Source organism: Actinomadura sp. 1N219, from assembly GCF_044326405.1.
GTDB lineage: Bacteria > Actinomycetota > Actinomycetes > Streptosporangiales > Streptosporangiaceae > Spirillospora.
This window is the reverse complement of record NZ_JBIRAY010000023.1, coordinates 74,117-87,062: the sequence shown is the minus strand read 5'-3', so window position 1 is coordinate 87,062 and position 12,946 is coordinate 74,117. Positions and strand designations below refer to the sequence as shown.

Genomic DNA, 12,946 nt, shown 5'->3' with positions numbered 1-12,946 from the left:
CGTCAGGACTTCCAGACCCCGGCCATCTCCGCGGCGAACTCGGCGAACGAGCGCGGCGCGTGGCCGAGGAGCTTGGTCAGCCGGTCGACGTCCTCGGCGGCGGCGACCTGGCCGTACCGGTCGTAGTACTCGTAGGTCAGCCAGATGTCGCGGGCGAGGTGCTGCGGCATCATCTGGTTGAGGATCATCGAGCAGGACGCCAGGTCGTCGCCGACGTAGGCGATCTCCACGCCGAGGGCGCGGCTCCAGATGTCGGTCACGGCCTGCCCGGTGAGCGGCTCGGGGCCGCTGACGACGTAGGTCTCGCCATAGTGCCCCGGCGTGGTCAGGACGATCGCCGCGGCCTCCGCGACGTCGCGCACGTCCACCCGGGAGACGCCGACGGCGCCGAGCGGGATCCCGTTGACCCCGGCGAGGAACATGTCCTTGGCCAGGATGTCGTTCTGCATGAACTCGTTGAGCCGCAGGATCGTGTACGGGACGCCGGACGCCTTGACGGCTTTCTCGACGACCAGCTTCACCGCGCAGTGCGGCGGCGTGAACAGCGTCTCCGGGTCGTGGGTGGACACGTACACCAGGTGGCCGACGCCGGCGCGCTTGGCGGCGTCCACGGCCAGCATCGCCTGGAAGGTCTCGGTCTCCCCGATGGGGAAGTTGAGGAACACCGCGTCGGCGGCGGCGAACTCCTCGCCCAGCAGCTTGAGGTCGAGCAGGTCGCCGACGACGCCGCGGACGCCGTCCGGCAGCGCGGCGGCCTTGTCCTCGCTGCGGGTCAGCACCGACACCTCGGCGCCGCGGTTGCGCAGCTCGCCGACCAGCGCCGTCCCGATGGTCCCGGTGCCGGCGGTGACGAATACCTTCATCGCTTTCCTCCGTGTGCTCGTACTCGCATCCCGGTTGAATGCGGACGCTTTTGCCGGGCCATGGGAATGGCGCGGAGTCTGTTCAGGACGCTACTGGCCGCCCCGGGGCGCACCAACCCTTATGGCCCCCTAGCGCATTGCGGCGAGCCGGGCCCGGTCGACCTTTCCGTTCGCCGTGAGCGGGAGGTCGCCGACGACGATATGGAGTTCCTGCGGGACCATATAGTCGGGCAGCGCCTCGGCGCAGAAGGAGCGCGCGGCCATGCGGTCGAGACCGGGCGGGGCGGCGACGAACGCGCAGAGGACGGGGTCGGCGCCGGCGCCGGCCCCCGGCAGCACCAGCGCGCAGGCCGCGCCGACGCCGGGGAACTCCGCGAGCCTGCGCTCAACCTCGGCCACCTCGACCCGGTTGCCGCGGATCTGCACCTGCGAGTCGGCGCGGGCGCGGAAGTACAGCTCCCCGCCGGGACCGCGGTGCGCGAGGTCGCCGGTGCGGAGGACGACCTGCCCGGACAGCGGGCTCAGCGGGTCGGGGACGAGCGCGGCGGCGGTGGCCTCCGGGTCGTCCCAGTAGCCGCTGAACAGCGCGGGGCTGCGCAGGTAGATCTCGCCGGGGACGCCGGTCTCCTCGATCGGGCGGCCGCGCTCGTCGGCGATCATCATCTCGGCGCCGGGGTGCGCGAACCCGATGGACAGCAGGTCCAGGTCGTCGGGGATCGGCGCGGGCACGTCGGTGAACGAGCACGCCATCGACTCGGTGGCCCCGTAGCAGTTGACCAGGCGCGTGCCCGGCGAGATCGACTGGAGGAGCCGCAGTTCGTGCATCGGGAAGTGCTCGCCGCAGAACAGGACGCCGCGCAGCCCGAGCGAGCCGAGCAGCTCCGGTTCGTTGCGCAGCGCCGGGCGCCAGATCGACGGGACGCCGTGGACGTGCGTCGCGCCCGTGTCGCGCAGGACGCCGAGGAACCGGCGGGGCCAGCGGAGCCGGTCGCGCGGCACCGGCACGACGGTGGCGCCGCTGCCGAGCGCGATGCCGATGTCGAACAGGGCGAAGTCGAACTGGAGCGGCGAGGTCGTCGCGACGCGGTCGCCGGGCCGGACGAGCCCGAGCCGCCGCACGGCGCGGAAGAACGCGGTGATGGCGCGGTGGCTCATCACGACGCCCTTGGGCCGGCCGGTCGTGCCGGACGTGAAGATGATGTAGGCGGGGTCGGTGGCGACGACCTCGCGGCGGCGCCGGGGCCGCGGGACGGGCGGGCGCTCGGCGCGCAGCCCGTCCGGGCCGAACCTGGCGGCGCCGACGTCCGGCGGGATCCCGTCCCGCTCGCCGTCCTCGGCCTGCAGGAACAGGGCGGGCCTGGCCGACTCGATGATCGCCAGCAGCCGCTTGGCGGGCGTCTCCGGGCTCACCGGGACGAACGGCAGCCCGAGCAGGCAGCAGGCGAGGTAGGCGGCGATGGCGGACGACGTGGTGTCGGACTCCAGGACCACCCGGTCGCCGACGTCGAGCCCGAGCCCGCCGAGCGCGGCGGCGTACTCCTCGACGCGCTCGCGGAGCTCGCCGTAGGTGACGACGGCCGGCTCGCCCCCGGGGGCGCCGGCCTCGACGACGGCGGCCGCGCCGGGGTCGGCGTCCGCGCCCTCCATCATGAACCCATAAAGGTTGTCGACCGAACTCCGTACGCGAGCCGGTGCTGTGTTCACGCTCATTAGAGTCACCTTTGATATCGCGGGCCGCGGTCCTGGACCGCGCGGTTCGGCCGATGCGAACACGCCTATCACGAGAAAATCAGGCCGGCCGGGGTTCGGCCACCCGCACGCCGCTCCCTAGGGGGGCTTAGGGGGTTTTCCGGATGTGCGCGGACCGGCCAGACTTGCGGCGTCACGCCGTCTCTCGGCGGCTGGACCGGCGAGGAGAATGGATATATGGACACCGCGATCGTCTTTCCCGCGATCAAACCGTTCGACTTCGCGGACGTGGCCAGGTTCCTGTTGCTGAACCCGGCCGCGCGCCGCCTCGTGGCGCGGGCCGACGAGACGCTGGGATACTCGCTGATCGACCGTTTCCGGGAGGACCCGGAGGAATACTCCGAAGCGGCCCGCGTCGCGTTCATGGTGACCTGCCTGGCGCTGGCGGAATGGGCCGCCGAGGAACTCGGCACGGCGCCGGGGATCTGCGCCGGGCCGAGCTTCGGCGGGACCCCGGCGGCGGTGTACGCGGGCTCGCTCGACTTCTCCGCCGCGGTCGCGGCGACCGCCGGGTGGGGCCGCCGCACGGCGGACTACTTCGCCCGCGAGCACCGCGACGTCGTCACGCAGTCGTTCGCGCGGGTCCCCGAGGACAGGCTGGCCGAGGTGCTGCTCGACCTGGACGAGCGGGGCGGCTGGTACGACATCGCCTGCCACGTCGACGACGACTTCCACATGCTGTCGGTGCACGAGCACCGGCTCGACTGGCTGAAGGAGCGGCTCCGCGCCGCGGGCGGCCTGCCCCTGTACACGATGCGGCCGCCGATGCACTCGGCCGCGTTCGCGCCGCTCCGGGACGTGATCGAGCTGGAGGTGCTCGACGGCGTCCCGTTCGCCGACCCGCAGCTGCCGATCGTCTGCGACCACGACGGGACGGTGCTGCGCACGGCCGCCGAGGTGCGGACGATGCTGCTGGACGCGGTCGTCCGGCCGGTGCGGTGGCCCGCGGTCGTCCGGACGCTGCGGGAGGCGGACGTCCGCACCGTCCACGTGTCGGGGCCGGACGACCTGTGGGGCCGGGTGAGCTGCACCACCGACAATTTCGAGGTCGTCGCGCTGAAACCGGAAATGGCCCTGCGGCCGCGCCGCCGGGACCCGGTCGGATGAGCGCCGCGGCGGCCGGCCGGCGCGGCTCAGGAAGCCTTTTCGGTCTTCTCCATCATGGTGGAGAGGGTCTGCCACAGCACCGCGGGAGTTTCGAAGTTCGCCATGTCGAGAGCGTCGTCGACGAACCGCACCGAATAGGTCTTCTCCAGCGAGGAGAGCAATTCGACGGCGCCGATCGAATCCAGCCCGAAGTCGCGCAGGCTGAGGTCCTCGCCGACGCCTTCGCCGGGCTGGAGGAACGGCAGCCTGGCGCGCAGAATTTCCTCGAACCGGGGGTCCCACATGGTGGCTCCTGAAAGATGTCGACGCTCGGGCAACGACCGTTGCCGCGCTCAACGCTAAGCAGCCGCCCGCGCCGCGGACAACCCTTATCGACCCCACTCCCAGGACATGGAATGAACGACGTTCCCGAGCACGCTCTGCACGCGCGGTTCCTGCGCGGCCTGGCCGCCTCGCCCGGCCGTCCCGCGATCCGCGCCGACACCGAGACCGTCACCTACGAGGCGCTCCACGAGCTGGCGCTGGCCTGGGCGGGCGCGCTGCTGGCGGGCCCGGCGGGGCCGCCCGCGGCGGTCGGGGTCCTGGCAGAGAAGGGCCGGACCGCCTACGCGGGGCTGCTCGCCGCGCTGTACGCGGGCGCGGCGGTCGTCCCGCTGAGCCCGGACTTCCCGGCCGAGCGCACCCGGCAAATGCTGCAGGCCGCAGGCGTCCGGACGCTGATCGCCGACGAGGCGGGCATGGCCGGGCTCGCGGCGGCGGAACTGGACGCCGCGGTCCTCTCGGCGGAGCCCGCCACGGCCCGGCGGCACGGCTTCACCGCGGTGCCGTCCGAGCGCCGCGACGCCCTCGCCGCGCCCCGTCCCGCCGAGGCGTCCGACGTCGCCTGCGTGCTGTTCACGTCCGGTTCGACGGGCCGGCCCAAGGGCGTCCCGATCACGCACGGCAGCACCCGGCACTACTTCCGGCTGATGGACGAGCGGTACGACTTCCACGCCGGGGACGTGTTCTCGCAGACCTTCGGCCTCAACTTCGACTGCGCCATGTTCGACCTGTTCTGCGCCTGGGGCGCCGGGGCGAGCGCGCACACCGTGCCCGTCCGCGCGTACACGGACCTGCCCGCGTTCATCGCCGAGCGGGAGATGACGGTGTGGTTCTCCACGCCGAGCGCCATCGCGCTCACCCGCCGGATGGGCGGCCTGTCCGCGACCCCGCCGTCGACCGGCACGATGCCGTCGCTGCGCTGGAGCTTCTTCGCCGGGGAGGCGCTGCGCTGCGCCGACGCGGCCGACTGGCAGGCCGCCGCGCCCGGCTCGGCTGTGGAGAACCTCTACGGGCCCACCGAGCTGACCATCACCGTCTCCGGGCACCGCTGGTCCCCCGGCGTGTCGCCGGAGCTGGGCGCCAACGGGCACGTGCCGATCGGCGCCGTGCACGACGGGCACGACCATCTGCTGCTCGGCCCGGACGGCGGCGTCGACGACGCCGAGGGCGAGCTGTGCGTCACCGGCCCGCAGATGGCGGCGGGCTACCTGGACCCGGCGGACGACGCGGGCCGGTTCCTGGAGCACGGCGGCCGCACCTGGTACCGGACCGGGGACCGGGTCCGCCGCGCCGGCGGCGAGCTGGTCTACCTCGGGCGGCTGGACTCGCAGGTGCAGATCCACGGCTGGCGGGTCGAGCTCGCCGAGGTGGACGAGGCCGTCCGGGCCTGCGGCGGCGTCGAGGACGCGGTGACGGTCACCCGGCCCGCGGCGGACGGCGGCCTCGAACTCGTCGTGTTCTACACCGGGACGCCCGCGTCCCCCGCCGTCCTCACCCGCGAGCTGCGGCGGGTCCTGCCCGAGGGCATGATGCCCCGCCTGTTCAGGCACGTGGCGGACTTCCCGCTGAACGCCAACCGGAAGATCGACCGGGGCAGGCTCGCCGGCACGGCGGCCGGCCCGCCCTGACCCGCCCTGACCAGCAACGACGGAGGACCATGTTCACCACCGAAAGTCACTCGCGGGCCGGCCGGCGGGAATGGGCCGGTCTCGCGGTCCTCGTGCTGGCCAACCTGCTCATCTCGATGGACGTGTCGGTGCTCTACCTGGCCGTCCCGTTCGTCAGCGCGGAGCTGGAGCCGTCCAGCGCGCAGCAGCTGTGGATCCTCGACATCTACGGGTTCCTGCTGGCCGGGCTGCTGATCACGATGGGGGCGCTCGGGGACCGGTTCGGCCGCCGCCGGCTGCTGCTGTGCGGCGCCGCCGCGTTCGGCGCCGCGTCCGTCGCCGCCGCGTACGCCGACAGCGCGGGCATGCTGATCGGCGCCCGCGCCGCGCTCGGCGTCGCGGGCGCGGTGCTGGCCCCGTCGACGCTGGCGCTGATCCGCACCATGTTCACCGACCCCGTCCAGCGCCGCACCGCGATCGCGGCGTGGACGGCCGCCTTCTCCGGCGGCGCGGCCGTCGGCCCGCTGGTGTCCGGGGTGCTGCTGGACCATTTCTGGTGGGGCTCGGTCTTCCTGATCAACGTGCCGCCGATGGTGCTGCTGCTGGTGCTGGCGCCCGTCCTGATCCCCGAGTACCGCGCGCCCGAGCCGGGCCGCCTCGGGCCGCTCGGCGCGGTGCTGTCGCTCGCGGCGGTGCTGCCGGTGGTCTACGGGATCAAGGAGCTGGCGCAGGACGGCGTCGGCGCCGTCCCCCTCCTGTGCGTCGCGGCCGGGGCGGTGGCGGGCGCCGCGTTCCTGCGGCAGCAGCGGCGGGCGGACGCGGTCATCGACGTCGCCCTGTTCCGGCTCCGCGCGTTCAGCGCGCCGATGGCCGTGAACCTGGTGGCGCTGTTCGCGATGGTCGGGTTCGCGCTGTTCACGACGCAGTGGCTTCAGCTCGTGCACGGGATGGGACCGCTCGAGGCGGCGCTGTGGTCGCTGCCCGCGCCGCTGTCGGTGGCCGTGACCACCGGCGTCGCGGCGGCGCTCGCCCGGACGGTGCCCCCGGCCCGCGTCATCGGCGGCGGGCTGCTGCTGTCGGCCGCCGGGTTCCTGCTGCTGACCCAGGTGACGGCGGACTCCCCGCTGGCGCTGGTGGTCGTCGGCGCGACCGCGGTGGCCGCGGGCCTCGGCGCCGGCCTCACCTTGACCGCCGACCTGATCCTCGGCGCGGCCCCGCCGGAGCGGGCCGGCGCCGTCTCCGCGCTCGCGGAGACGGGCAACCAGCTCGGCGGCGCGCTCGGCGTGGCGGTGCTGGGCAGCGTCGGCGCCGCGTTCTACCGCCACGGCGTCGACGGCGCGGTCCCGGCGGGCGCGCCCCCGGCGGCCGCGGACGCGGCGGGCGACACGCTCGGCGGCGCCGTCGAGGTGGCCGGGCGGCTCCCGGAGCAGCCGCGGGCGGAACTCCTGGACACGGCGCGCGAGGCGTTCGTCCAGGGCATGGCCGCCAACGCCGTGATCGGCGCCGCGCTGATGGCCGGCACCGCGGTCGCGGTCATGATCCTCCTGCGCGACCACGCCGCGCCCGTGGCCGTGGCGGAGGCCGCGCCCACCAAGGCCAAGCCCAGCACCGCCGAGCCCAGCACCGCCGAGCCGCAGGACCATCCGGCCGGCTGAGAACGTCGGAAACCCGGGTGGAGGCACCGCCTCCACCCGGGTTTCCGGCCCCCTGGCCCGGGCCGCGGCCGGCGTACCCCCGCGCCGGCCGGGTCCGGGTCAGGCCGGTGTCTCCAGTTCGCCGTCGAGGATGTCGAACAGCTCGCCCGCCGTCACCGCCGCCAGGTCCTCGCCGGGCGGGGCCTCGTCCGGCACGTCCCGGCGGGTCTCGACCCAGCGGGCCGCCATGGCGCGGAGCCGGGCGGCGACGCGGGCGTGCTCGGCCTCGTCCGGCCGGACGGCGGCGAGCGCGCGCTCCAGCCTGGCCAGCTCGGCGTCCAGCGCCGGTTCCGCCGCGTCGCCCGCGCCCAGCTCCTCCTGGAGCAGCCCGGCGATGGCGGCGGCCGTCGGATGGTCGTACACGAGCGTGGCCGGGAGCCGCAGGCCGGTGCCGGCGTTCAGCGCGTTCCGCAGTTGCACCGCGGTGAGCGAGGTGAAGCCCAGCTCGCTGAACGCCCGCTCGGGCTCCACGGCGTCCCGGTCGTCGTGCCCGAGGACGGCGGCGACGTGGCCGCGCACGAGATCCAGCAGGAAGCGGGCGCGTTCCTGCGCGTTCAGGCCGGCGAGCCGCCGGTCGAGTGACGGCGCGCCGCCCGCCTCGGCGGTCCGGCGGGCGGGGACGCGGGCCAGGCCGTGCAGCATCGCCGGGACGCCCCCGGACGCGGCGTGGGACCGCAGCACGCCGACGTCCAGCCGGACGGGCGCGAGGACCGGCGCGCCGGTCTGGAGCGTCCGGTCGAACAGCGCCAGGCCGTCCCGCGTGGACAGCGCGGGGACGCCCGATCGTTCGTGGCGGCGCAGCTCGTCCTCGCCGAGCCGGCCGGCCATCCCGCCGGCCTCCGCCCACGGGCCCCAGGCCAGCGACGTCGCCGGGAGCCGCAGCCCGCGGCGGTGGGCGGCGAGCCCGTCCAGGAAGGCGTTCGCCATCGCGTAGTTGCCCTGCCCGGCGGCGCCGAGCGTCCCGGACACCGAGGAGAACAGCACGAACGCGGCGAGGTCCCGCTCCCTGGTCAGCTCGTGCAGGTTCCACGCGGCGTCGACCTTGGGGCGCAGGACGGCGTCCATCCGCTCCGGGGTGAGCGCGGAGATCACGCCGTCGTCGAGCACGCCCGCCGCGTGGATCACGGCGGTCAGCGGATGCCCGGCCGGGACCGCCGCCAGCAGCGCGGCGGCGGCGTCCCGGTCGGCGAGGTCGCAGGCGGCCACGTCGGCGTGCGCGCCGAGCGCCGCCAGCTCCGCGCACAGGTCCGCGGCGCCCGGCGCGTCCATGCCCCGGCGTCCCGCAAGCAGCAGCCTGCGGACGCCGTGCGCGGTCACGAGGTGCCGGGCGATCAGCGTGCCGAGGCCGCCGGTCCCGCCGGTGATCAGGACGGTGCCGTCCGGGTCCCAGCCGGGCGGCGCCGGGTGCCGGGACGGGACGGCGGCGGCGAGGCGCGGCCGGTGCGGCACGCCGCCGCGCAGCGCCAGCTCGGGTTCGGGCAGTCCGGCGGCCGCAGGGAGCGCGCGCGCCGATTCGGCGGCGGTGTCGACGTCGAGGAGGGCGAACCGGTCCGGGTTCTCGGCGTGCGCGACGCGGACGAGCCCCCACAGCGCGGCCCCGGCGAGGTCGCCGGGATGCTCGCGGTCGGTCGCCGCCACCGCGCCCCTGGTCACCACGACCAGCCGGGACGCGGCGAGGCGCTCGTCGGCGAGCCAGTCCTGGATCAGCCGCAGCACGTCGTGCGCGGCCCGGTGCACGGCGCCCGGGATGTCGGCGGTGGCTTCGGGGGTCGCGGGCGCGGGGCCGAACAGCACCGTGTCCGGCGGCGGGGATCCGGCGGCGGTCAGCGCGGCCAGGTCAGGGAACCGCGGGACGGTTCCGTCCAGGCCGAGCGTGTCCTCGCCCAGCGCGGCGCAGCTCGCCGCTGCCGCGGTATCCAGGGTGAACGGGGCCCAGCCGATCTCGAAGAGGTCGTCGGGGCGGGCGTCCGCGGCGTCGAGCAGCGCGGCGGGCAGCGGGCGCGTCGACATGGCGCGGCAGGTGAGCACGGGCTTCCCGGACTCGTCGTCCAGCGACAGGCTCCAGGCGCCGTCCCCGGCGGGCGAGAGCCGGACCCGCGCCGCCGCCGCGCCCGCCGCGTGCAGGCGCACCTGTCGCCAGCCGGCGGCCAGCACGGCTTCGCCGGGTTCGGCGCCGCCGGCGCCGTCGAGCAGGAGGACGTGGGCCGCCGCGTCGAGCAGCGCCGGGTGGACGCCGAACCCGCCCGCCTCAGCGCCGACGCTCTCGGGCAGGGCGACCTCGGCGAACAGGTCGTCGCCGCGCCGCCACGCCGCGCGCAGCCCCTGGAAGACCTCCCCGTAGGCGTGTCCCCGGGTGAGGAGCCGCTCGTAGGCGCCGTCGACGTCGAGGGGGTCGGCGTCCGGCGGCGGCCATTCCGCCGGGCCGGGCTCCGGGTCCGGCCCCGGTCCGGGGGCGAGGGTCCCGGTGGCGTTGCGGGTCCACGGCCGGTCCGGCGGGGCGTCGGCGGGACGGGAGAACACGCTCACCGGACGCTCGCCGGACGCGTCCTCCTCCCCCGCGACCACCTGGACGGCGACCGCCCCGCCCGCGGGCAGCACCAGCGGGTCGTGCAGGGTCAGCTCCTCGATCACGCCGCAGCCGACCTGGTCCCCGGCCCGCACCAGAAGCTCCACGAACGCGGCGCCGGGCAGCACCGCGTGCCCGAGCACGTCGTGTCCGGCCAGCCACGGCCGCGCGCCCGCCGACAGGCGTCCGGTGAGGACCGCGCCGCCGGACTCGGGCGCCGCGACCACGGCGCCGAGCAGCGGATGCCCGGCCGGTTCCAGCCCGGCCGCGCCGACGTCGCCCACGGGGCCCGCGGCCGTGTCGGGCCAGTACCGCTTGCGCTGGAACGGGTAGGTCGGCAAGTCCACGCGTCGCGCGCCGGTCCCGGCGAACACGGCGTCCCAGTCCGGGCGGGCGCCGCTGACGAACAGCCGCCCGATCGCGGCGAGGAGCGCCGCCGGTTCCGGCTGGTCGGCGCGGAGCACCGGGACCGCGGTGACGCGGGCCGCGTCCTCGTCGTCCAGGCACGCCTGCGTCATGGCCGCGAGGACACCGTCGGGTCCCAGCTCGGCGAACCGTGCCACGCCCTCGGACCGCAGGGTGCGGACGCCGTCGTGGAAGCGGACGGCCTCGCGGGCGTGCCGTACCCAGTAGCCGGGCGTCGTCAGCTCTCCGGCGGCGGCGATCCGTCCGGTCACGGTCGAGCAGACCGGCACGGACGGCTCCGCGTAGGCGAGGCTTTCGGCGACGCCGCGGAACTCGTCGAGCATCGGGTCCATCAGCGGCGAGTGGAACGCGTGCGAGACCCGCAGCCGGGTCGTCTTCCGGTGCCGCGCGGTGAAGTGGGCGGCGATGCGGTCGACGTCGTCCTCGGCCCCGGAGACCACGACCGAGTCAGGGCCGTTCACGGCGGCGATGGCCACCGGCCCGTCCCCGAGCAGTTCGGCGACCTCGTCCTCGGACGCCTGGACCGCCGCCATCGCGCCCCCGGCCGGAAGCGCCTGCATCAGCCGGCCGCGCGCCGCCACCAGCTTCGCCGCGTCCGGCAGCGAGAACACCCCGGCGGCGTGCGCGGCGGCCAGCTCGCCGATGGAATGCCCGGCGACGAAGTCGGGCCGGACGCCCCACGACTCCAGCAGCCGGAACAGCGCGACCTCGACCGCGAACAGCCCGGCCTGCGTGTACATCGTCTGGTCGAGGAGTTCGGCGCCGGACCACATGACGTCCCGCAGCGGGCGGTCCAGGTGCCGGTCCAGTTCGGCGCAGACCGCGTCGAAGGCGTCGGCGAACACCGGGAAAGCCTCGTGCAGGCCGCGTCCCATGCCGGCCCGCTGCGCGCCCTGTCCCGAGAAGAGGAAGGCCGTCGGGCCGTCGGCCGCCGTGCCGGTCTGGACGTCCGCGCGCGCCTCCCCGGACGCGACGGCCGCCAGGCCCCGCAGCCCCGACTCCGCGTCGCCGGCGAGCACGACCGCCCGATGCTCCAGCGCCGCGCGGCCGGTCGCGAGCGAGTATCCGACGTCGAGCGCGTCGGCGACAGCGCCCCCGTCCAGGTGCGCGCGGACGCGGTCGGCCTGGGCGCGCAGCGCGGCGGGCGTGCGGGCGGACACCGGCCAGAGCACCGGAGCGGCGCCGGACGCCGGTTCGTCGCGGGCCGGTTCCTCCTCCGGCGCCTGCTCGATGATCACGTGGGCGTTGGTGCCGCTGACGCCGAACGAGGAGACGGCCGCCCGGCGCGGCCGCCCGGTCTCTGGCCACGGCACCGCCTCGGTCAGCAGCCGGACGGCGCCGTCGTCCCAGTCGACGTGCGGCGACGGCTCCGACACGTGCAGCGTCTTCGGGAGCGTCCCGTGCCGCATCGCCATCACCATCTTGACCAGGCCGCCCACGCCCGCCGCTGCCTGCGCGTGCCCGAGGTTCGACTTGATCGACCCGAGCCACAGCGGCCGCTCCCCTGACCTGTCCCGCCCGTACGTCGCGAGCAGCGCCTGCGCCTCGATCGGGTCGCCGAGCGTCGTGCCGGTGCCGTGCCCCTCGACGGCGTCGACGTGCGCGGCGGGCAGCCGCGCCTCCGCCAGCGCCCGCCGGATCAGCCGCTGCTGCGCGGGGCCGTTCGGCGCGGTCAGCCCGTTGGACGCGCCGTCCTGGTTGATCGCCGAGCCGCGCACCACCGCGAGCACGGGGTGGCGGTTGCGGCGGGCGTCCGACAGCCGTTCCAGCAGGAGGATCCCGGCGCCCTCCGCCCAGCCGGTGCCGTCGGCGCTCGCGGAGAACGCCTTGCAGCGCCCGTCCGGCGCGAGCCCGCGCTGCCTGCTGAACGCGATGAACGGCACGGGCAGCGACATGACGAGGACGCCGCCGGCGAGCGCGAGGTCGCAGTCCCCGTTCCGCAGCGCCTGCCCGGCGAGGTGCAGCGCCACCAGCGAGGACGAGCAGGCGGTGTCGACGGTGAGCGCGGGCCCCTCCAGGCCCAGCGTGTACGCGATCCGGCCGGAGATCACCGACGCGGCGTTGGCGGTGCTGAGGTACGCCTCCTCGGTCTCTGGCATCGCGTCGAGCACGTAGGCGTAGTCCTGGCCGCCCGACCCGACGAACACGCCGACGCGTCCCTCCCGGAGGGACTCCGGGTCGATGCCGGCGCGTTCGCACGCCTCCCACGACAGCTCCAGCGCGATCCGCTGCTGCGGGTCCATCGTCAGCGCCTCGCGCGGCGAGATGCCGAAGAACCCGGCGTCGAAGTCGCCCGCGTCGTGGACGAAGCCGCCCTCGCGGACGTAGGTGGTGTTCGGGCGGTCCGGGTCGGCGTCGAACAGCGCGCCCGTGTCCCAGCCCCGGTCGGACGGGAACGCGGAGATCGCGTCGCCGCCGTCCGCGACGAGCCGCCACAGGTCCTCGGGCGAGCGGACCCCGCCCGGGTACCGGCAGCTCATCGCGACGATGGCGATCGGCTCGGGCTCGGCCGCCTCCGCCTCCCGCAGCCGCTCGCGGGTCTGGTGCAGTTCGGCGGTCACCCGCTTGAGATAGTCCAGGAGCTTCGCGTCGTTCGCCATTGCAGCCTTTCCG

General features: G+C 75.4%; 7 protein-coding genes. 3 read left to right on the top strand and 4 right to left on the bottom strand.

The features are described from left to right. Positions 1-2 precede the first annotated feature (2 nt). Positions 3-863, bottom strand: coding sequence for an SDR family oxidoreductase (locus tag ACH35V_RS39735; protein ID WP_395980056.1), 861 nt, complete (start codon positions 861-863; stop codon positions 3-5). 129 nt (positions 864-992) lie between these two features. Beyond that, the gene (locus tag ACH35V_RS39730) at positions 993-2,573 is read right to left on the bottom strand and encodes an AMP-binding protein (protein ID WP_395980055.1); all 1,581 of its coding nucleotides are present in this window, start codon (positions 2,571-2,573) and stop codon (positions 993-995) included. Between the two features lie 216 nt (positions 2,574-2,789). Between ACH35V_RS39730 and ACH35V_RS39725 the strand changes: the two genes are divergently transcribed. Beyond that, the gene (locus ACH35V_RS39725; protein WP_395980054.1) at positions 2,790-3,719 is read left to right on the top strand and encodes an ACP S-malonyltransferase; all 930 of its coding nucleotides are present in this window, start codon (positions 2,790-2,792) and stop codon (positions 3,717-3,719) included. 26 nt (positions 3,720-3,745) lie between these two features. Here the strand turns inward: ACH35V_RS39725 and ACH35V_RS39720 are convergent, their stop codons facing one another. Further along, positions 3,746-4,003: an acyl carrier protein gene (locus ACH35V_RS39720; protein WP_395980053.1), complete on the bottom strand. Its 258-nt coding sequence runs from the start codon at positions 4,001-4,003 to the stop codon at positions 3,746-3,748. A gap of 111 nt (positions 4,004-4,114) precedes the next feature. Between ACH35V_RS39720 and ACH35V_RS39715 the strand changes: the two genes are divergently transcribed. Together ACH35V_RS39715 and ACH35V_RS39710 are read left to right on the top strand one after the other, a co-directional pair. Further along, positions 4,115-5,668 (top strand): AMP-binding protein, encoded by a 1,554-nt coding sequence (locus tag ACH35V_RS39715; protein WP_395980052.1) that lies wholly within the window; start codon positions 4,115-4,117, stop codon positions 5,666-5,668. A gap of 29 nt (positions 5,669-5,697) precedes the next feature. Beyond that, positions 5,698-7,302 (top strand): MFS transporter, encoded by a 1,605-nt coding sequence (locus ACH35V_RS39710; RefSeq protein ID WP_395980051.1) that lies wholly within the window; start codon positions 5,698-5,700, stop codon positions 7,300-7,302. Between the two features lie 99 nt (positions 7,303-7,401). Here the strand turns inward: ACH35V_RS39710 and ACH35V_RS39705 are convergent, their stop codons facing one another. Next, entirely contained in the window at positions 7,402-12,933 is a 5,532-nt protein-coding gene (locus tag ACH35V_RS39705) for a type I polyketide synthase (RefSeq protein WP_395980050.1), read from the bottom strand. Positions 12,934-12,946 lie beyond the last annotated feature (13 nt).

Excerpts from the sequence above, each read along its gene's own strand:
- ACH35V_RS39715 (WP_395980052.1), top strand. The coding sequence starts at position 4,115 with ATGAACGACGTTCCCGAGCACGCTCTGCACGCGCGGTTCCTGCGCGGC.
- ACH35V_RS39735 (WP_395980056.1), bottom strand. The coding sequence starts at position 863 with ATGAAGGTATTCGTCACCGCCGGCACCGGGACCATCGGGACGGCGCTG.
- ACH35V_RS39725 (WP_395980054.1), top strand. The coding sequence starts at position 2,790 with ATGGACACCGCGATCGTCTTTCCCGCGATCAAACCGTTCGACTTCGCG.
- ACH35V_RS39710 (WP_395980051.1), top strand. The coding sequence starts at position 5,698 with ATGTTCACCACCGAAAGTCACTCGCGGGCCGGCCGGCGGGAATGGGCC.
- ACH35V_RS39705 (WP_395980050.1), bottom strand. The coding sequence starts at position 12,933 with ATGGCGAACGACGCGAAGCTCCTGGACTATCTCAAGCGGGTGACCGCC.
- ACH35V_RS39730 (WP_395980055.1), bottom strand. The coding sequence starts at position 2,573 with ATGAGCGTGAACACAGCACCGGCTCGCGTACGGAGTTCGGTCGACAAC.
- ACH35V_RS39720 (WP_395980053.1), bottom strand. The coding sequence starts at position 4,003 with ATGTGGGACCCCCGGTTCGAGGAAATTCTGCGCGCCAGGCTGCCGTTC.